This window comes from Labilibaculum antarcticum, assembly GCF_002356295.1.
Taxonomy (GTDB): domain Bacteria; phylum Bacteroidota; class Bacteroidia; order Bacteroidales; family Marinifilaceae; genus Labilibaculum; species Labilibaculum antarcticum.
In genome coordinates this window covers 4,810,626-4,830,147 of the sequence record NZ_AP018042.1, presented here as the reverse complement: position 1 = coordinate 4,830,147, position 19,522 = coordinate 4,810,626, and the positions used below count along the sequence as shown (strand labels likewise).

General features: G+C 38.3%; 18 protein-coding genes and 1 riboswitch. Of the genes, 9 read left to right on the top strand and 9 right to left on the bottom strand.

Features of this window, described 5'->3' with window-relative positions:
• Nucleotides 1-188 precede the first annotated feature (188 nt).
• Both ALGA_RS19335 and dinB read right to left on the bottom strand, forming a co-directional pair.
• Nucleotides 189-3,134, bottom strand: a complete 2,946-nt coding sequence (locus tag ALGA_RS19335) for a DNA polymerase III subunit alpha (protein ID WP_096432050.1) — start codon at nt 3,132-3,134, stop codon at nt 189-191.
• A 462-nt stretch (nt 3,135-3,596) separates the two neighbouring features.
• A complete protein-coding gene (gene dinB, locus ALGA_RS19330; protein ID WP_096432048.1) occupies nt 3,597-4,811 on the bottom strand; it encodes a DNA polymerase IV in 1,215 nt (404 codons plus the stop codon).
• Between the two features lie 73 nt (nt 4,812-4,884).
• On the opposite strand from dinB, the gene ALGA_RS19325 reads away from it, so the two are divergent.
• The 4 genes from ALGA_RS19325 to ALGA_RS19310 all read left to right on the top strand — a co-directional run bounded on the left by ALGA_RS19325 (nt 4,885) and on the right by ALGA_RS19310 (nt 7,500).
• Nucleotides 4,885-5,595, top strand: a complete 711-nt coding sequence (locus ALGA_RS19325; protein ID WP_096432046.1) for an XRE family transcriptional regulator — start codon at nt 4,885-4,887, stop codon at nt 5,593-5,595.
• Nucleotides 5,596-5,704: 109 nt separating this feature from the next.
• Nucleotides 5,705-6,004, top strand: a complete 300-nt coding sequence (locus ALGA_RS19320) for a hypothetical protein (RefSeq protein WP_096432044.1) — start codon at nt 5,705-5,707, stop codon at nt 6,002-6,004.
• Between the two features lie 445 nt (nt 6,005-6,449).
• Nucleotides 6,450-6,971: an RNA polymerase sigma factor gene (locus tag ALGA_RS19315; protein ID WP_096432042.1), complete on the top strand. Its 522-nt coding sequence runs from the start codon at nt 6,450-6,452 to the stop codon at nt 6,969-6,971.
• A 34-nt stretch (nt 6,972-7,005) separates the two neighbouring features.
• The gene (locus tag ALGA_RS19310) at nt 7,006-7,500 is read left to right on the top strand and encodes a hypothetical protein (RefSeq protein ID WP_145957683.1); all 495 of its coding nucleotides are present in this window, start codon (nt 7,006-7,008) and stop codon (nt 7,498-7,500) included.
• A gap of 681 nt (nt 7,501-8,181) precedes the next feature.
• Here ALGA_RS19310 and thiD read toward each other — a convergent pair.
• Genes thiD through ALGA_RS19285 form a run of 4 tightly spaced genes read right to left on the bottom strand, consistent with a single transcriptional unit; the run spans nt 8,182 to nt 11,588 of the window.
• A complete protein-coding gene (gene thiD / locus ALGA_RS19300; protein ID WP_096432036.1) occupies nt 8,182-8,928 on the bottom strand; it encodes a bifunctional hydroxymethylpyrimidine kinase/phosphomethylpyrimidine kinase in 747 nt (248 codons plus the stop codon).
• 2 nt (nt 8,929-8,930) lie between these two features.
• Nucleotides 8,931-10,205 (bottom strand): phosphomethylpyrimidine synthase ThiC, encoded by a 1,275-nt coding sequence (gene thiC, locus ALGA_RS19295; protein ID WP_096432034.1) that lies wholly within the window; start codon nt 10,203-10,205, stop codon nt 8,931-8,933.
• Nucleotides 10,205-10,816 (bottom strand): thiamine phosphate synthase, encoded by a 612-nt coding sequence (thiE, locus tag ALGA_RS19290; RefSeq protein ID WP_096432032.1) that lies wholly within the window; start codon nt 10,814-10,816, stop codon nt 10,205-10,207. Before thiE ends, thiC begins: the two co-directional genes overlap by 1 nt.
• Before the next feature lies 1 nt (nt 10,817).
• Nucleotides 10,818-11,588, bottom strand: coding sequence for a sulfide-dependent adenosine diphosphate thiazole synthase (locus tag ALGA_RS19285; RefSeq protein ID WP_096432030.1), 771 nt, complete (start codon nt 11,586-11,588; stop codon nt 10,818-10,820).
• A gap of 57 nt (nt 11,589-11,645) precedes the next feature.
• Nucleotides 11,646-11,738: riboswitch (TPP riboswitch) on the bottom strand.
• A gap of 109 nt (nt 11,739-11,847) precedes the next feature.
• Here ALGA_RS19285 and ALGA_RS19280 point away from each other — a divergent pair.
• The 3 genes from ALGA_RS19280 to ALGA_RS19270 all read left to right on the top strand — a co-directional run bounded on the left by ALGA_RS19280 (nt 11,848) and on the right by ALGA_RS19270 (nt 14,376).
• Nucleotides 11,848-12,675, top strand: a complete 828-nt coding sequence (locus tag ALGA_RS19280) for a nitroreductase family protein (protein WP_096432028.1) — start codon at nt 11,848-11,850, stop codon at nt 12,673-12,675.
• 255 nt (nt 12,676-12,930) lie between these two features.
• Nucleotides 12,931-13,566: a flavodoxin family protein gene (locus ALGA_RS19275; RefSeq protein ID WP_096432026.1), complete on the top strand. Its 636-nt coding sequence runs from the start codon at nt 12,931-12,933 to the stop codon at nt 13,564-13,566.
• A gap of 297 nt (nt 13,567-13,863) precedes the next feature.
• The gene (locus ALGA_RS19270) at nt 13,864-14,376 is read left to right on the top strand and encodes a lactoylglutathione lyase family protein (protein WP_096433772.1); all 513 of its coding nucleotides are present in this window, start codon (nt 13,864-13,866) and stop codon (nt 14,374-14,376) included.
• On the opposite strand, the gene ALGA_RS19265 is transcribed toward ALGA_RS19270, so the two are convergent.
• On the bottom strand, nt 14,352-14,726 hold the full coding sequence (locus tag ALGA_RS19265) for a winged helix-turn-helix transcriptional regulator (RefSeq protein ID WP_096432024.1): 375 nt from the start codon (nt 14,724-14,726) through the stop codon (nt 14,352-14,354). The two genes, ALGA_RS19270 and ALGA_RS19265, sit on opposite strands and share 25 nt — an antisense overlap.
• Nucleotides 14,727-14,798: 72 nt before the next feature.
• Here ALGA_RS19265 and ALGA_RS19260 point away from each other — a divergent pair, with 72 nt between their 5' ends.
• Nucleotides 14,799-15,839, top strand: coding sequence for an SMP-30/gluconolactonase/LRE family protein (locus tag ALGA_RS19260; protein ID WP_096432023.1), 1,041 nt, complete (start codon nt 14,799-14,801; stop codon nt 15,837-15,839).
• 88 nt (nt 15,840-15,927) lie between these two features.
• On the opposite strand, the gene ALGA_RS19255 is transcribed toward ALGA_RS19260, so the two are convergent.
• Nucleotides 15,928-16,788 (bottom strand): carboxylesterase family protein, encoded by an 861-nt coding sequence (locus ALGA_RS19255; RefSeq protein WP_096432021.1) that lies wholly within the window; start codon nt 16,786-16,788, stop codon nt 15,928-15,930.
• A gap of 175 nt (nt 16,789-16,963) precedes the next feature.
• On the opposite strand from ALGA_RS19255, the gene ALGA_RS19250 reads away from it, so the two are divergent.
• Nucleotides 16,964-17,122 (top strand): formate/nitrite transporter family protein, encoded by a 159-nt coding sequence (locus ALGA_RS19250; RefSeq protein WP_197705621.1) that lies wholly within the window; start codon nt 16,964-16,966, stop codon nt 17,120-17,122.
• A gap of 884 nt (nt 17,123-18,006) precedes the next feature.
• On the opposite strand, the gene purT is transcribed toward ALGA_RS19250, so the two are convergent.
• A complete protein-coding gene (purT, locus tag ALGA_RS19245; protein ID WP_096433768.1) occupies nt 18,007-19,176 on the bottom strand; it encodes a formate-dependent phosphoribosylglycinamide formyltransferase in 1,170 nt (389 codons plus the stop codon).
• Nucleotides 19,177-19,522 lie beyond the last annotated feature (346 nt).

The following is a 19,522-nucleotide window of genomic DNA, read 5'->3' as shown; positions in this document are numbered from 1 at the left end:
TAAAATAACAATAATCGAATGTATTGCCCTGTGGCTTTAGCCTGGGGATAAGAAGAACATGTTTTATATCTTTGCTAATTCGTAATTATTTCAATACTTAACACCGCTGTCAGGGATAAAAACCCCTGACGGGGTTCCATATCATCCTTCTCTTTTTTAATTCTTAATTTATAATTAGTAATTCATAATTATTTCGTCACCTCTTCTAAGCTCAAATTCCGCATTCTCTCCATTTTACTGACTTCAACACTGATAAATCCGTATTCCTCTGTTACTTTTCCTTCGATGCAGTAGCAACCCGGCCCACGAAATGGATAGTCTTTGGCAACAGGTGGAAAATGAATCGTATCCAACCAATGCCCATCCAAATCGATCCAGGTTCCAAAATACATGATCTTACCATTACTTGCCTTGGTTGGCTTCCGATGAATAAGATAGCCTACGATGCGGATGTAACGACCAATCAGTTGAGGCAAATGACATGCCTTTAAATCGGATGCAAGTTCATCTTTCAGCAATTCGAAAGGCGACTGTATGGATAAACCCAGCAGTTCAATTTCATCAAAAGCATCTTCTAATTTATGTTTCCATAGTTCCGGAAGCTTGAATTCTTTTACTTCGGTCTGGAATAATGTTTTTTCAGGTTTGGTCTTTTTGCTGTTTCCCATTAGATAATGAGCATCCCAAAGCAATTCTTTTTTGTCTTTCCCTGTAAAGCGAAAAGCTCCTGCCCGAATCAGGATAATCAATTGCTCCAGACTAACTGGAAATCGCTTCACAAAATCGCGCAAGCTTGTAAACACTCCATTCTCATTCCGTTCTCTAATCAGGTCTTTTCCTGTTGTTCGTTCCAAATCGCGCAACAAATAAAAGCCCAACCAAATGGTTCTTCCCTGAATTCTATTCTCCCAAGAACTTTGATTGACACAAGGTGCTTCAACCCTTGCTCCATGCATAATTGCTTCGTGCAAATAAAGCTGAGCAGAATAAAAGCCACCGCCATTATTCAAGGTTGCCACCATATATTCCAAAGGATAATAAGCTTTTAAGTACAGCGCCTGAAAACTCTCTACAGCATAACTGGCCGAGTGCCCTTTTGCAAAAGCATAATTGGCAAAACTCTCAATTTGTCGCCAAATATCCTGAACAATAGAATCGACATAGCCTTTTTGCTTGCAATTGGAGAAGAACTTGCCTCTAACTTTAGCAAACTCATTGCGTTGCTTAAACTTCCAGGACATTCCTCTGCGCAAAACATCTGCTTCGTCGAGCGATAAACCGGCAAAATAATGCGCTACTTTAATCACATCTTCCTGATAAACCATTACACCGTAGGTTTCTTCCAAAATTTTATACAATTCGGGAATTTCACGCCTTGCCTCTTCCCTTCTTTTTTCATCCTGAAAACGAAGAATGTACTCGCGCATCATACCGCTCTTAGCCACTCCAGGCCTAATAATGGAACTGGCAGCCACCAATCGCTTGTAATCCTCGGCCTTTAGTTTGGTTAAAAGCATACGCATGGCCGGCGATTCCACATAAAAACAACCAATCGCTTCCCCTTTCTTCAACATGCGCTTCACCCGCACATCTTCCATATACAATTTGGTGTTGTGAATGTCGATATCAATGCCATGATTTTGCTTGATAATGGCAAGCGTGTCTTTAATTTTACCCAATCCTCTCTGACTCAGAATATCAAATTTATGCAAGCCCAAATCTTCAGCAATATACATGTCGAACTGAGTGGAAGGGAAACCTTTAGGCTTGAGCTCGGTTGCCGAATAATTGCTTACTGGTTCATCTGCTATCAGAATACCACTTGAGTGGATACTGCCATGACTTGGAAATCCTTCAATATACTGACTGTAACGAATCACCCATTTGCCATATTCATCAGCTTCTGCTGGATTTGGATTCCTTTGCAGCCGGGTTATTTCTTCATCGGGTAAACCAAATACTTTACCAATTTCCCGAAAGGCGGATTTGTGGTTAAAAGTGATAAAAGTACCCAACAGAACCACACGATCCCAACCATATTTATCAAACAGATACCGGGTTACGTCATCTCTGTCGGTCCATGAAAAATCAATATCAAAATCGGGTGGTGATGTTCGGAATGGATTGATAAACCGCTCAAAGTAAAGATCCAGATCAACCGGGTCAACATTAGTAATTCTCAGAAGGTAAGCAACCAAACTATTGGCTCCACTTCCTCGTCCTACATGGTAATACCCCCTGCTCATGGAGTATTTTACCAGATCCCAATTAATCAGAAAATAGGAACAGAAATTCAATTCCCGAATTACTTTCAATTCCTTATTCAAACGATCCAAAATCTCATCAGTCACCTGATCGTAACGATAGCTTAATCCGGCGAAAGCCGCCCCTTTCAACAAATCAAAATCTGCCTCTTCGGAAGTAGTAAAACGCTTTTTGTTTTTATTGGTGCCGAACTCAAACTCCATACTGCAAGAGTTCAACAGGTTTTCGGTGTTCTCTATTACCTTCGGATATTCCTTATAAATCTCCAAGAGTTCACTTCTACTTCGGTATTGATCTTCAAAATCAGCTTGTTCAGACTTGGGCAGTTTGCTTAGTAAGGTATTCTTATCAATGGCCCGCAACAAACGATGAATGTTGTAATCGCGTTTGTTGCAAAAGCTTGCTGTTTGCAAAACGACCAACTTCTGCTGATGGTTTTTCCACACAGTAAACGGCAAACGAATTAAATCCTTTGGACTCACACCCACATATTCATTTTCCTTCAAATCCCGAAGTTCTGAAGTGAAAGGATAAACGACATAGGCATACTTAAAATCAGGCGCGCAGAATGAGAATTCTTTCTTTTCATGCAAATGAGCTGTCAGGAACTCATTGATTTCACGAAATCCATCAGCATTTTTAGCAATTGCAACATATTGCTGTTGTACTCCGTTTCGAAAGTCAACACCTACCACAGGCCGAATACCAAACTCCTTGCATCGCCTTACAAAATCGAGACTTGCCGCTGTATTATTGATATCCGTTAAGGCAATAGTCGTGAATCCTCCCGCAGTAAGCTCTTTTAAAAGATCTTCAACAGAAAGTGTTCCGTATTTAAAACTGTAATATGAATGACAATTTAAAAGCATGCTTATAAAGTATAGAAAGTCTAGAAGGGTCTAAGAGTCTGGAAAAGTCTTGAAAGGTCGAACAGTCGAAAGTCAAACAGTCGAACAGTCGAACAGTCAAAAAATCACTAATTATCACCCCTACCCCGAAAGCTTTCGGGGCCCCTAAAGGGGACTTTCCCTTATTAATTTAAATTTCGGAATTCTTTTTAAGCCCCTTTAGGGGTTTGGGGTAAATAAAAATTACAGTAAATTCTTAATTCATCATTATTAATTTATAATTCTCATTCATCGTCTTCAGAATGCTGGAATAATCAAGACTATACCGTTGACGAAAAGATATTAAAAGTCCACGAAACCTTATATTAAACACACTAAAGTGAACTTTTCTTTATTTCATCAAACTCCTATTTTCTTATTTAACCCCCTTTGAGGATAAACGAAGATTCTTTGCTATTCATCCTCAATAAGGAGCACATCCAATTACGGCTTACCAATTGCAGGAATAGTTGGTGCTTGACCATTGAAAGGATTCATGCCACCAATGGTTTTTGAGTCCATACCAATGGCACGTTTCACAGCACCTTGTCCGTAACGATTTCGCACATGATCCATTGCCTGATAGAGTTTTATCAGCTTCTCGGAATCCTCGAACAGACGAATTTGATAAGTTCCACCCACCAAATAACTAAAGCGAACGCCAATCAATCGAATCAGTACTCTACGGTCATATATTTTATCAAACAAATCGAGCACTGTTGCGATGAGCGTGTGATCTAAAGATGTGTAGGGTATTCGCCTTTGTTTGGTATAAGTCTGAAAATCGGAGTACCTGATCTTAATCGACACACAAGCAGTTAGTTTGTTCTCATTCCGCAGCTGATAACACATATTTTCGGCCATAGCCACCAAAAGACTACGTAGTTTTGCCACATCGGTGGTATCCTTCTCGAAAGTGCGCTCGCTGGAAATGGATTTTCGCTCGCTCCAAGCTACCACAGGAGTAGTATCAATTCCTTGTGCCTTTTTCCAAATTACCGTTCCATTTTTACCCAATACACGTTCCATCAGCTCCATGGGCATTTCCTGTACGGTTCGAATCTTTTCGATACCCATACTTCGCAGCTTGTGATAGGTTTTATCACCTACCATGGGTATTTTCTTTATGGAAAGTGGTGCCAAAAAAGGCATTTCGTTTCCTTCCGGAATTTCGATGTGATTATTGGGCTTGGCCTCTCCTGTCCCCACCTTCGAAACTGTTTTACTGGTCGAAAGTCCAAAAGAAATGGGTAAATGTGTCTCTTTTAAAATCTTCTCTCGTAATTCCCGAGACCACAAATAACTGGTCTGAACAAAACGATCCATTCCGGTAATATCCACGTAAAACTCATCTATCGATGATTTCTCAAAAATAGGTGCACTCTCCTTTACAATTTCAGTCACCATATCGGAAAACTTACTGTAAGTCCCGCTATCTCCTCTTATCACAACAGCATCCGGACATAATAGCCGGGCCATCTTCATCGGCATGGCAGAATGAATGCCATACACACGCGCTTCGTAACTACAGGCGGCCACAACACCCCTGTCTGATGTTCCTCCAATCAGTACCGGCCGATTATTCAATCGACTGTCTAAAAGCCGCTCACAGGATACAAAAAAAGTATCCAAATCCATATGTAATATTGTTCTCCTCACAGCTTGTCGATATTTTCGTCATTTTCCTGACTATAATTTAGTCATTTATTGCTATCTTTGAAAAAAAGAAGCTATGTTTTTTGCAGAAAATATCAAGTTCCTTCGCCAGAGGAGGAAGAAATCACAGCTTAGTTTATCTGAGCAACTGGGCATTACCAGGACAACTTTGGCAGGATATGAAAAGAGTGTTCAGCCACCATTTAAAGTGCTGATTAAATTCGCGGAGTACTTTGGTGTATCAATAGATGCATTGCTGCGCTATAATTTGCAGGAATTATCAGAATTTCAGCTTTCGCAGATAGAAGATGGATTCGATATTGATGTTACCGGTAAAAAATTACGACTGCTTACCATATCCGTCGATCGTGATGGCGAAGAAAACATCGAAATGGTTCCTTTAAAAGCACAGGCGGGTTACACAAGTAGTTACGGCGATTTGGAGTTTATTGGCTCATTGCCCAAATTCTCGCTTCCCTTTCTACCCAAAGATAAAACTTACCGCACTTTTCAAATTGCAGGAGATTCAATGCTGCCAATTCCCGAAGGTGCATGGGTTACTGCTTCCTTTATTCAAAACTGGGAACTAATTAAAGATGGCACTCCCTGCATTATAGTAACACTTGAAGATGGGATCGTCTTTAAAGTAGTGTACAAGCAATTGGAGAAAAACCAGACTCTTCTTTTGGTATCCTCGAATCGAAACTACAAACCTTACGAATTGCCTATTAAGAAGGTAATTGAGATCTGGAAATTTGAAACTTACAATGGGTTTGAGATTGAATAAATTCAAAAAAAATAAAAATAATGCATGTAAAAGTGTAACTATCCTTACATCCTCTTACTAAATAATTGTAAAACATTTTGAAAAAGAAAAATTTAAAACTATTTAGAATATGAAACCAAAGACCAATATTATCAATAAATCATTGGAAAAGGATGAGTGCATCAGCTTCCTTAGTAGACATGGTTACAGTATTAATAAAAATGAGAAGGATACAATTGTATTAAAAAAACCAGGTACAACATGGACTTTTTACGGTAAGAATATGCCGATGGAATTAACAATTTTTTTTCAAGAAGATGGCACTCAATTATCTCTAAAATACGATGCTTTTGCCTTGTTTGATACAGGTGATTTACAAGAAATACTTCTTGAAATTTCTAGCGGACTAACCCAAAATGAAATTAATTAGAGAACGTTATAATGTAAATAGAATTGTAAGGGGTGCGCAAATGAACCTCACTCAGACCTAAAAAACGGAATTGAAAAAATTTGTGTAAAAGTAGAATCGGAATTGAGGCGAGAAAAAACATTTCACAGTCGAGTAGCCGCTAGATTATTAACCTAGCGGAGAACCTCTCAAACCACTGTACGTACGGGTCTCGTATACAGCGGTTCGTTAGGTATCAGTGTTATCGCTCTTTACACCAACGCAAAACCTATAAACGATACGGGCTTCAGGCTTAACCGAAGGCTTGTGTATATTTATTAAGTCGCAAAATCTTATGGATTTTGCCCTGGAAAAGAAAAAACAAATCAAAACAATAAAATTTCGCTATGTGCGTGGCGAAAAACAAACGCCAGTTTGCCCCGTACTGTTAATAGCTACACGGGTAACAATTTAAAATTCACACACATTGAAAAAAGAAGATCAATTCAATCAGCTTCTGTCAGAAAATAGTGAACGCATACATCGAATTTGCTCTTACTACAATTCAAATACAGAAGATCAGAAAGATATGTACCAGGAGGTGCTGATTAATATCTGGAAGAGTCTGGACAATTTTAAGGGTAATTCAGCGATTAGCACATGGATTTACCGCGTTGCTGTTAATACATCATTAAGCTTTACGGGCAAAGCCTTCAAGCAAATGAAACTGATGGTAAACACCGATACACAGAACCTGAGTTCCATTCTCGATGATGAAGATTTGAAAAATAAGCAAAAAGAAGAAAGCCAATTTAATCAGCTTCAGAACGAACTCAATATGCTATCGGTTATCGACAAAACCTTAATCTCTCTACTTCTTGAAGGATTAAGCATGAAAGACATTGCTGATATCATAGGCATAAACGAACCCAATGTGAAGGTTAAAATACATCGCATTAAAACACAACTAAAAACTAAATTGACAGGAGGTACTCATGAGCTTAAGTAAAAATAACAGCGAAAAAATAAATATGGATCACTTAATGAGTAATCTCATAAAAGAAGATTCTAGATACGCCAGTATCTTTAAAGCACTTAAGATTGTGTATCGGACGTTTATTCCTATCTATGTGATATTGACAATCGTTATCTATCTTATTTCCAAAGACATAATGGACCTCATTGCAGGACTAACAATTATAAGTTCATTTGTAATTTTCCTCATCTTTTTAGGTAAATATCAAAACGAATACAAAAATGCTGATTATTCATTACCAACTCTTACAATGTTGAAAAATGCAGCATCCAGATATCAACCCATTCGACCAAAAGACGTATGGGTAATTCTTGCACTTGTATTAATGGATATCGGTTTTAGTATAAATTCCACCAATAAAGTAGACCTATTAACTTTCCAGATCTATTTTGGTGCATTTTTTACTCTTGCATTAATTATTGGCTTTACTATATGGTATCTCAAATACAAACCGTTGCGAGATCATGCTCTAGAGATTATTGCTGAAATTGAAGGCGAGTAATAAAACCTATTCTTACTATATAAATGCCCAAACCTCATCGGTTTGGGCATTTTATTTTTCAATAATCGTCAGAATTTATTCTGCAAAGAGGAATAATGCTCGTCTAAATAATCAGAAGCCAAACGACAAATGATGGTGCGCGATTGTATCGCGTTCTTTCACCATCAAACACCAACAAACCACCGTCAGGGATCTGCGACCGCTGACGAGGTATCATCTCTCACGGCGCTTTCAAACACGAAACTCACCAACAAAACCCAACACTCCAAACAACAAATCACTGTGAGTCCCGATGCATCGGGATCGACCGCTAACGGGGTAAAAAAAGACTCTTCGCCCGGTTTGAATCATTTGAAATATTATTTAACATCCTATTATTGAAAGTTTTCATATTATACAGAACTTACAGAGCACACGAGATGGGCATTTTTGAAACTCCGAAGGGGTTGTGTGTCACTAAAATCAGCATTTTCAAAACTCCGAAGGGCTTGTGTTCCCCAATAATGGACATCCACGAAAAAATATGAGCATTGCGTGTCACTAAAATCGGCATTTTTGAAACTCCGAGGGGTTTGTGTGTCACTAAAATCGGCATTTTCGAAACTCCGAGGGGTTTGTGTTTTGCTAAAATGGGCATCCACGCAAGTAGATGCCCATTTATATGGAGTAAAACAGATGTTTTTAAAATTGATTCTGCAAAGAGAAATAATGCTCGTCTAAATAATCAGAAGCCAAGCGACATGAATTTATGGCCGATTCATTTTCCCCGAGAAAGCATGAAACGGCTGTAGACAAAGTACAGCCGGTTCCATGTTGATATTTAAAATTCTTTCTCTCCTTCTCAAAATGATAAACTTCGCTCTTACAAATTAAGGCTTCCCTAATTTTATCATCCGTAAAGTGACCTCCTTTTAATAAAATAGCAGTTCCCCACTCTTTGGATTTTTCTTTTGCAATTTCAATTCCCTCTTCCACAGTATTGATCTTGCAATCTGCAAGCAACTCAAACTCCTGTTTATTGGGAGTAATCAGTTCGCACAAGGGGAACAATTCCTCTTTTAGCAAATGCAATGCTGATGAATCGAAAAGAGCCTTTCCACTTGTAGAAGCCAAAACAGGATCGAGAACAACATGTATTTTCGGAAATTGCTGTAAACAATTGCAGATCACCATCAGATTTTCTTGACTACAAATAGCGCCAATTTTAACTGTTCGAACAGGAAATGATTGTAACAATTTTTCTATTTGAGATTGAAGCAATTCAGGATTTACAGACTCCACAGAAAATACTTTTTCAAAATTTTGAACTGTAATTCCCGTAAGTGCCGAAAGAGCCCAATAGCCCAAATCATGTGCAACTTTACAATCTTGCTGTATGCCTGCTCCACCACTGCTATCCGAAGCTGCAATTGTCAAAAAATATTCCATCCCTACATGCTTTTATCATTTTTAACTGCACATAAATTCCCGCACATGGTACAGTGATCCTCTTCGCTGCTCTCCGATTCCATTTTCCTCTTTCTGGCCATTTCCGGATCGATACTATTCTGAAACATACTCTCCCAATCCAGATCGTAACGTGCTTTCGAAATTGTTAAATCCCGATCACGGGCACCTCCTACATTATTGACTAAATCGGCTGAATGTGCGGCAATTCGACTAGCAATTACACCTTCCTTTACATCTTTTACATCAGGCAAACATAAATGCTCAGCTGGCGTTACATAGCAAAGAAAATCGGCTCCGTGAATGGCAGCAACAGTACCACCAATTGCTCCCACAATGTGATCGTATCCAGGAGCCGAATCGGTAACCAATGGGCCCAACACGTAAAACGGCGCTTCTCCACAAAGTCTTTTCATTAACTTCATATTGGCTTCAATCTGATCCAAAGGCATGTGACCAGGCCCTTCTACCATCACCTGAACGCCTTTGTCTCTGGCACGATCAACCAATTCCCCTAAAACCAACAACTCGGCAACTTGTGCACGATCGGTAGCATCAGCACCTGCTCCCGGACGCAAACCATCGCCTAAACTAATGGTAACATCGTATTGTTTGCAGATATCCAAAATTCGATCGTATTGTTCATACAATGGATTTTCCTTGCCGTTTTCTTTCATCCATCGTTTCAGTAAAGCGCCTCCACGGCTTACAATCCCGCATACTCGTGAATCATTCTCGAGAAAAGAAAGAGATACTTTGGTGACTCCACAGTGCAAAGTCATAAAATCGACACCCATTTTTGCCTGAATTTCAATTTCACGAAACAAATCTTCCGGATCGAGCTCTTTAATCTCTTTTCCTTCGGCCAGCAAGCGTGTAGCAACACCATAAATAGGCACTGTGCCAACCATTACTGATGATTCCTGAATAATTCGTTGCAGAATGATGTGCAAATCGCCACCCGTTGACAAATCCATAATCGCATCAGCACCATAGTGAATGGCCACTTTCATTTTTTCCAATTCCTCATCAAAATGGCAATGCTTTTCGGATGTTCCCATGTTTGCATTTACCTTAGTTCGCAAACCATTACCAATTGCAATAACCGGAAAGTCATGATTTTTGTTTTTAGGAATTACAATTCGACCTAATGCAATCTCGTTTCGCAACCATTCAACTTCAACTTTTTCGTTTTTTGCAACGATATGCATTTCGGCTGTGATAATGCCTTCTTTGGCTTTTTCTATTTGTGTATTCATTATTTCTTGTTTATTAAATTAGTATACTCCAGAACTCTTTCATCAAACTGATCGGTTTGCATAAAATGTCGCACCATGGCCATATTTTTAGCTCCTGCACTGAGAATAGTCTGTATATTTTCGGGGAAAATCCCACCTATGGCAACCACAGGAACTGCAGCAATATCAAGCACCTGCTTTAGTTGATCAATACCAACGGGTTGATCGGGTTTTATTTTTGCATTGGTAGGATATATGGGACCAAAACCTATGTAATCAGGCCTCTGAACCAGAGCTTCCTGCACTTGTTGTATGGAATGAGTTGACAAACCGATTTTCATCTCTCCAACGATATTCCGAGCTTCTTCAATGCTCATATCATCTTGTCCGAGATGTAAAAAATCAGCTTCGCAAATTGCTGCAATATCTGCACGATCATTCATCACAAAACGGGTATCACTCCCTATGGTAATGGCTCTAATTTCCTTTCCAATCCTTATTAATTCCTTATCGGATATCAATTTTTCGCGTAACTGTAACATCTTTACTCCTCGCTCAACACACGATTCGGCAATGGAACGGTATGACGTTTGAGCTTTCGTAATGATGATGTATAAACCAAAGTCTTCCATCCTATTTACTCAGATTTTCAGCAATTAAACCCGCTAATTTTTCACCGGACAAAAGCATTCCCCCAAAAATAGGTCCCATTCGAAATCCGCCACTCACACCATTCGATGCCATGCCGGACACATATAGTCCAGGATAAATTTCCTTGGTGTTCTCAACAGTAGTGCGCTCCGCTTCATCAATGGATAAAGAACACTCACCCATCACCTTACCTGTTTTTGTGTTTAGCTTCACATTATTTTTACGTTCCAATGTTCGTGCAATATCACAATCGTGACCCGTGCCATCCACAACCGCTTTTGCCATGATTACCAAAGGATCTACATGCAATCCTTCCCGGCGAACCGGAGACCAGTTTAAAACAACACCGCATACTCTGTCGTTTTGAAAAACCACATCTTCGATAACTGAACAATTGAAGATTTTTACGCCTGCCTGAGTAGCATGATAAATTAATGCAGAGGTTGCATGTACTGAATCAAGTGTATAATAGTCATCCTGATAGTGTTGGTAGGAAACTCCTAATTCATTCAAAATATGCAATGCATCTTTCTGAACCATTATTTCATTAAACATCATAGCACCACCCCACATGCCGCCACCTGGAGCCAGTTTGCTTTCATACAAAGCAACTTTAAAGCCTTTCTTGGCGAGATAATAGGATGCCACCAATCCAGAAGGTCCACCTCCTACAATTGCTACATCAACCGATAAATTTTCTTTGAGTTTTTTAAAATAGGAATCGACGATTCCTGCAGATACAATTTGCTCCATTTTACTGTTTATTAAGTGAATAATAGTAATAAACAGGGGCAGCCCTACTCCAAAAAAGTAGACTTTTCTTTACTTTCCTACGCAGGCATTATCCTGATCAGGTAAAGGGTATGTTCTCAGCCTTAAAGTTAGGCACCCCTAGTTTATATAAATGCAAATGTAAAATAAAAAACCAGAATTGACACTTCCCCATTGAATCTTTTATGGATTAATTCTCTGGAAAAATTACCTTTGCCTACAAACAATAAGCTTGCAAACAATGTTAGATTTTAAGATAGAGGAAGATAAATGTATTGAATGCGGTCTTTGTGCTCAAGATTGTCCGGTTGGGATTATAGAATTGAATCCAAAGCCTGTAATCCGAAGAGAAAAGGAGAAGAATTGCTTGAAATGCCAACATTGTTTAGCCATTTGTCCTACGGGGGCACTTTCAATATTGGGAAAAAAACCTGAAGACAGTGTTTCGGTAAGTGATGAAATGCCAAAGCCGGAAACAATCAGCAGATTGATAAAAACCAGACGTTCAATCCGGAAATACAAAAAGGAAAATGTAGACAAGGAATTAATTCAGGAGCTGATTGAAACGGCGGCACATGCACCAACAGGACACAATGACAATGCTGTTTTGATATCATTAATTGATAATAAAGAGGATTTAGATTTGTTTCGATCAAAAGTTTACGACTCACTAAAAAATGCCAGAGAGACCGGCACACTTGAGAAGCGATTTCAATTCCTGCTTTCCTATCAGAAATTATGGAAAACCAAAGGTGTGGATGTGATATTTAGGGATGCACCACACATGATTATTGCTTCAGCCCCATCCATTGATGCTTCGCCAATGGCTGATTGCTTAATTACACTGAGTTATTTTGAACTGATAGCTAATTCGCATGGAATTGGTACACTTTGGAACGGAATGATAAAATGGGCCATTGATGATATCGATCCTGAATTACGCACATTAATTGGCATACCAAAGGATCATACAATTGGCTATGTGATGATATTTGGTAAATCGGCAGTGAAATATGCCCGAGGCATTCAATCGGAAGGTTTAAAAGTGAATCGCATAAAACTGGAATAAAAAGAACTCTGTTTATCACATCAGATTCCTACAATAGATTCATTCTATTAACATTTTATTAAAACAATAGTATTCAGGTCCTGCTTATTTTGCACTTTCAATTGGTGTGCATAATTCAATTTATCACGAATCTGAAATCATAAAAAAAAAATCTCACAAAATGAAACGTCCATGCAAAAGTGATTTTAACACACAAAGGGATGATTATTCCAGCATGGTAAGTTCCATATGGCAAAAACATAAAATTATAAACATATGAAAGTAGTCGCATTTAATGGAAGTCCGAAAAAAGAAGGAAACACTTACCATGCCCTTAAATTGGTAACTGAGCAATTGGAAATGCAAGGTATTGAAACAGAGATCGTGCATGTTGGAAACAAAGGAGTAAAAGGTTGTACCGCTTGTGGTCAATGCGCTAAAAATAAAGATGAAAAATGTGTGCTAAAAGGAGATGATCTAAACATTTGGATTCAGAAAATGAAAGAAGCCGATGGCATTTTGCTTGGCTCACCTGTTCATTTTGCATCCTTGGGAGCAAATATGAAATCGTTTTTAGACCGGGCATTCTATGTGAGTGGTGCAAATGGGAACTTGTTTCGCCACAAAGTTGGTGCTTCGGTTGTGGCAGTTCGTCGTTCGGGAGGATTACCAACTTTTAACGAATTGAACAATTACATCACCTATGCAGAAATGATGGTTCCGACCTCAAATTATTGGAATGTGATTCACGGAACTACTCCAGGTGAAGCATTACAAGATGAAGAAGGCGTTCAAATTATGAGAGTTTTAGGGAAAAACATGGCTTACCTATTGCAATTAATTGATCAGGGAAAAGACAAGGTAGAAGCTCCGGTACAGGAGAAGAAAATATACACCAACTTTATTCGATAATTCGAGCCACTAGCATAAGCCTTTGATATATAAACTGCCAACTTTACCGATTGGCAGTTTTTTTTTGATTTAATCCCCAATGAACTTTAATGAATTTTAACTCTTATGTAATGAGCTATCAATCAACATATAACACATCAATGTAACCAAGGATCATTCATGTAAGATATTGTTTGCGTCGTTAAATCAAACTAAAATTGTATAGAATTTAAAAGCATAACTATAAAAGTTAGTGCAATTTTAATAATGAGCATTAGTCTGTTTTTATCGACCAATGCTGATGCAAAAAAGAAAAATATGAAAGAAGGAAAAAAAGAGTACCCAAAAGCTTTTTCCCATATTGGAATCACAGTTCCGGATTTGGATAAAGCTGTTGAATTTTACACCGAAGTAATGGGTTTTTATATTATTATGCCACCTACTGAGGTTGTTGAGGAAAATGAAACTGCAATTGGTGAAATGTGTATTGATGTGTTTGGCAAAGGATGGGGAACATTTCGCATTGCCCACCTTTCCACCGCAGATCGGATAGGATTTGAATTGTTTGAGTTTAAAGAAAGCAAAGAACAGAAACCTACATTTGAACCATTCAAATCGGGTCTGTTTCACTTCTCAATTCAGGATCCTGACGTAGAAGGATTGGTTGCCAAAATTGTTGAACATGGTGGAAAACAACGCATGCCAATCAGAGAATACTATCCGGGAGAGAGACCTTATCGCATGTGTTATGTAGAAGATCCTTTTGGCAATGTATTTGAAATATATTCTCACTCCTACGAATTGCATTATTCACAAGGAGCGTATAAGTGATGATCCTTTGCAAAAGCTTTTCCCCATTCATCTAATTCAAGGATAATGGGGATTATTGCTTTGCCCGACTCGGTTAATTTATAAACTACATGAGGTGGAACTTCAGGATACACTTCCCGACTCACCAATAGATCGTTCTCAAGTGCTCTTACCGAAAAAGTGAACATTCGATTTGATAGGCCAGCTATGGATTTCTGAAGTTCACCAGACCGCATCTCGCCATCTTTTAAATGAAAAAGGATTAATGACTTGTATTTGTCTCCAATTAAACGAAGCGCAAATGCAAGAGAGCAAATATATTCCTTTCCATCGTAGTTGATTATCTTAGGAGTGCAGCTATTATTTTCCATATAAAACTATAAATTTATTGGTAAAGGTAAGGATTTACTAACTTGTATTAATCATCAACTTTAAACTTAGATATGACAAAAAAAATAAACCAAACAGTACTGATTGTTCTTCTTTTCGCATTTGGTGCCTGCCAAAATACCAAGCAGGTAAAAGAAAGCAAACTTCATGTAATTGCTTCCTCAGAGCTGCAATGGACTGGTGTAGCAGTAAGTCAGGAAGGACGAGTTTTTGTGAATTATCCAAAATGGTCAGATAAGGTACCTGTAAGTGTAGCTGAAATTATAGATGGCAAAGCGATTGCCTACCCAAACACGAATTGGAACGACAGCGACAAGCCAGATTCATTTACTGCGATTCAATCGGTAGTCGTTGATAAAAAAGATCGCCTTTGGATTTTAGACACAAAGAATCCTCAATTCAAAGGAGTTTTGGAAAGCGGTCCAATCTTGTATCAATTCAATCTAAAAACTAATCAAAAAGAGAAAGCATATGCATTCCCAAAAGGAGTATTCACTGCTAATTCTTACTTTAATGATGTTAGAATTGATACCAGTAAAGAAATTGCCTACATGACTGATTCGGGCAATGGTGCTATCATTGTGCTGGATTTGAAATCGGGAAAATCGCGTAGATTGCTCGACAATCATTCTTCAACAGAGAATGAAGTTGACTCTTTAATTTGTGATGGCCACAAGTGGAAAAATAGTGTGCATTCCGATGGAATTGCATTAAGCCCAGACAGGAAAGACCTGTACTATAGTGCACTATCAGGTCATTCTTTGTATAAAATCTCAACTGCCACTTTAGTAAACGAGCAACTTTCAGATGAGCAAATTGCTATCGAAGTAAAGAAAGTAATGACAATTCCGGCAACCGATGGAATGCTGTTTGATAAAAAAGGGAACCTTTGGTTAGGTGGATTGGAAGACAATTCTATCAATAAAATCGATGCCAATGGTAAACTTGTTCAGGTTGTTCAAGATGATCTGGTACGTTGGCCGGATTCATTTGCAGAAGATAAAGATGGAAATATTTACTTTACAACTTCACAAATTTACTTGCCGGAAAATCTTCGCCAATCATACGATATTATCCGCTTTAAGCCCGAATAATAAGTTCGATAACAACAATTGGATTTAAAACAAAAAGGCCATTATTCTAGTAACAGAATAATGGCTTTCTTTTTGCTCAAATAGTTATCTAATCATTTATTGTAACTTTTTTCTCATGCGATAACATCCAATCATAAATATTGGAATTAAATGCGTCATATTCAGCATTCTCTTTTCCCATTCCTGTTCCTTCGTAGGTGTAGGTCCAAGAGTCATGCGCAACATCAGGATAAAGTGTAATTTTGGCTTTTTCGGTTGGATGGATGCTATTTATTGCTTCAATCATGCTTTTTGATTTGGAAGGTGCAACAGTTGCATCACTCTCGCCGTGAAATGCCCAAACAGGAATGTTTTTGAAATTTTCTGCCTGTCCTGTATTTCCACCGCCACAAATTGGAACTACTGCGGCCACATGAGATTCATCGCCAAATGTTCCAACATAACTAAAACATCCAAATCCACCCATACTTAAGCCTGTAATGTATATTCTGCGTTCATTAACTTTGTATTTCTCAATTATGAACTCTACAAAACGTTTTATTTTATCAGTCTGCCAACCATCATCATGACATTGAGGAGAAATAACCAGCATAGGATATTTTGGGGCCCAATTTCCATTTTCTATCATTTCAGGAGGACCATTTACAAGAATTCGCTCCAAATATTCCGGATGTTTGAAACTATTGCCAGTTTCTCCGGAACCATGCAAGAAAATCAGTAATGGATACATTGAATCGTTATCATCATCGTATCCTGCGGGCTGATAAGCATAGTAACCATAGGGTGTATTCGCTTCTGCCAATATGTGACCCGAATGAATTCCTCCTGTATCGAGAGGTAAATTTGAAAGATTATAATAATCGGTTTTAGATAAACCATCCTCACTGGAACAAGAAGAAGTACAAAACGAAATGAGTATACAAAAGGAAATAAAAACACAGTTCTTCATAATACAAAATTATTTTATAATTAACAGTTAATTTTCAATTATGAACTAGTACGAGATGAAATTAATTTTGGTTGGATTTATTATAATAATTTTGCCTTCTTGTTAAATAATCACGCTTTTTAATCGGAACTTATGTCTTCTATTGTGACTGGTTCAGTCATTTCTTAAATCCAGTTTGCAAAACTTTTCTGAAACTGCAGCTATTTTTTATAGTTCAGACATCACCTGGATGGATTTTATGGTGAAAAACTTGATTCCTGCAACACTTGGCAATATCGTTGGAGGTGCTTTGTTTGTTGGAACTGCCTATTGGTATGCTTACGATAAAAAATAGCTAGCAGTTGCAAGTGTTATGTCATCCCGAGGTATCGAGGGATCTGTTACTGACAAGATCCTTCACTTTGTTAAGGATGACGAATGATTAGATTAAATTTTCAGGTGCAGAGCACCGAAGCAATTATCCAAATCAGAATAAAAAAGAGAATGCTCAAATTAATGAACATCCTCTTTGTATTTCTTATCTGTCTTCAAGCCAGACGGGCTTCTACTTTTTCCTTGGATGAAAAAGTAGACAAAAAATCATTGACAACGTCCTCAACCACCCTTTAATAGAATAAATTCTAAACAAAAAAAACTCACTTCGCTCAAACAGATTTTTGTTTTTAACGAATTTCTTCTAAAAGGGTCCCGGTCTCCGGACTCCATGTCAAATCCCCTACTCATCATTATTCTGCAAAATAATACTCATTTATTTTTTAGGTGCAGAGCACCGCAGTATTTGTAGAAAATTTATAAGACAAACGAATAAAGGTGCAGAGCACCGAAGCAATTATCCGAATCAGAATAAAGAAGAGGATGCTCAAATTAATGAACATCCTCTACATATTTTTTATTTGTCTTCAAGCCAGACGGGCTCTTACTTTTCTCCTTAAATGAGAAAAGTAAGCAAAAGAATCAAGCTTCTCGGATGCTGTATGGCTTTCCATGGTTAATTCGTGCCCCGAATAACGCCCGATCAGCAATCCCCGAATCAAATCTGTTTTCTAAAAAAAAACAAACATTTATTACTTAGGTGCAGAGCACCGAAGCATTTATCCAAATCAGAATAAAGAAGAGGATGCTCAAATTAATGAACATCCTCTTTTATTTTATAGACTTTCGACTGTTGGACTATTTGACTCTTCTAGACTTTTCGAGACTATTCAAGACTCTTTTATCCTATTTATTCTTCACTGTAACGAGTGCAGCCATTTCTTTGGCCTGATCTACGCAAATAAAAACATCGGTACCGATAGAATTGTAGGCTAGTGTTATGCCCATTCTTCGGTATTCACGACTGGTTGGTTTCCCAAACAAACGTAAATCTGATTTTGGATAGATTGCCGCTTTCTCCAAACCTTCGAAATATGGATTAGTCCCTTCTTTATGTGCAAGAATAACAGCACTTGCTCCTACTCTTTCCAAGGTGATTTCAGGAATAGGCAAACCTAATACGGCCCGACAATGCAATTCAAATTCACTAAAATTTTGAGTGCCTGCAAGAGTAACCATTCCAGTATCGTGCGGACGAGGTGATAATTCCGAAAAGACAACTCCATCTTCGCAAATAAAGAACTCAACACCCCAAAGACCGGCACCACCCAATTCCTGGGTTACTTTCCTGGCCATATCCTGTGCCGCTTTTACATCTGCATCAGAAATTACTGCTGGCTGCCAGCTTTGCTGATAATCGCCACGTTCTTGAATATGACCTATTGGAGGGCAAAATAAAGTTGGCCCGTTCTTCTGACTCACCGTTAGTAAGGTAATCTCAGAAGTGAATTTTACGAATGCTTCTACAATCACATCACCAGAATCACCACGACCTTTAGAACCGGCTATATTCCATGCCTTTTCAATATCAGCCTCACACTTAATTATCGATTGGCCTTTACCTGATGATGACATTAATGGTTTCACCACGCAAGGCATTCCAACCTCTTCCACCACAGTATACATCTCCTCTAATGAACCGGCATACAAATATTTTGCAGTTCTGATTCCCAAATCTTTTGCTGCCAAATCGCGAATCGCTCTTCGATCCATAGTGAAGTTAGCTGCTTTCGCACTTGGTACCACCTGAATGCCCTGTTTCTCGTAATCGTAAAATCGTTCGGTACGTATCGCTTCAATTTCCGGTACAATTAAATCGGGTTTGTGCTTGGCTACCACTTTATCAAGAGCATCCCCATTCAGCATATCAATCACCTCAAACAAATCGGCAACCTGCATCGCCGGAGCTCCTTCGTGACTATCGACTGCCACAACATTTTGTCCCAATCGTTGAGCTGCAATAACAAATTCTTTTCCCAGCTCACCTGAGCCCAATAGTAAAATCTTCTTTACCATAAAATTACTTTCAATTATAAATGGATTTATAGAAATCGTGTTTGGTTGTTGGCCCGCAAAATTACATTCATTTTTTCTATTATGCATATTCTCACGAAGCTATTTTAACACCCCCCAGCTTGTCAATCTCGCCTCAGTTTCTGAAGGCAGAGCCAAAAAGAATCAGAAAAAACAAACAAGATGACAATTTCAGTTTCATTATCAATAATTTATGCTTAGCGACAAGCATGATGCTCCAATCAAAATAACTTTAAAAATTTATCCTGCTTTAATATGTCTAAAAGCACTTTACAATCTAATTATTGTATTATTTTTGTTGCCTTATTAAAAAAATAGATCTGCCAAA

Bases quoted from the DNA above. Each gene is read 5' to 3' on its own strand.
- ALGA_RS19310 (WP_145957683.1), top strand. From the start codon at position 7,006: ATGAGTAATCTCATAAAAGAAGATTCTAGATACGCCAGTATCTTTAAA.
- thiD (WP_096432036.1), bottom strand. From the start codon at position 8,928: ATGGAATATTTTTTGACAATTGCAGCTTCGGATAGCAGTGGTGGAGCA.
- thiC (WP_096432034.1), bottom strand. From the start codon at position 10,205: ATGAATACACAAATAGAAAAAGCCAAAGAAGGCATTATCACAGCCGAA.
- ALGA_RS19280 (WP_096432028.1), top strand. From the start codon at position 11,848: ATGTTAGATTTTAAGATAGAGGAAGATAAATGTATTGAATGCGGTCTT.
- thiE (WP_096432032.1), bottom strand. From the start codon at position 10,816: ATGGAAGACTTTGGTTTATACATCATCATTACGAAAGCTCAAACGTCA.
- purT (WP_096433768.1), bottom strand. From the start codon at position 19,176: ATGGTAAAGAAGATTTTACTATTGGGCTCAGGTGAGCTGGGAAAAGAA.
- ALGA_RS19325 (WP_096432046.1), top strand. From the start codon at position 4,885: ATGTTTTTTGCAGAAAATATCAAGTTCCTTCGCCAGAGGAGGAAGAAA.
- ALGA_RS19260 (WP_096432023.1), top strand. From the start codon at position 14,799: ATGACAAAAAAAATAAACCAAACAGTACTGATTGTTCTTCTTTTCGCA.
- ALGA_RS19265 (WP_096432024.1), bottom strand. From the start codon at position 14,726: ATGGAAAATAATAGCTGCACTCCTAAGATAATCAACTACGATGGAAAG.
- ALGA_RS19270 (WP_096433772.1), top strand. From the start codon at position 13,864: ATGAAAGAAGGAAAAAAAGAGTACCCAAAAGCTTTTTCCCATATTGGA.
- ALGA_RS19255 (WP_096432021.1), bottom strand. From the start codon at position 16,788: ATGAAGAACTGTGTTTTTATTTCCTTTTGTATACTCATTTCGTTTTGT.
- ALGA_RS19285 (WP_096432030.1), bottom strand. From the start codon at position 11,588: ATGGAGCAAATTGTATCTGCAGGAATCGTCGATTCCTATTTTAAAAAA.
- ALGA_RS19320 (WP_096432044.1), top strand. From the start codon at position 5,705: ATGAAACCAAAGACCAATATTATCAATAAATCATTGGAAAAGGATGAG.
- ALGA_RS19335 (WP_096432050.1), bottom strand. From the start codon at position 3,134: ATGCTTTTAAATTGTCATTCATATTACAGTTTTAAATACGGAACACTT.
- ALGA_RS19275 (WP_096432026.1), top strand. From the start codon at position 12,931: ATGAAAGTAGTCGCATTTAATGGAAGTCCGAAAAAAGAAGGAAACACT.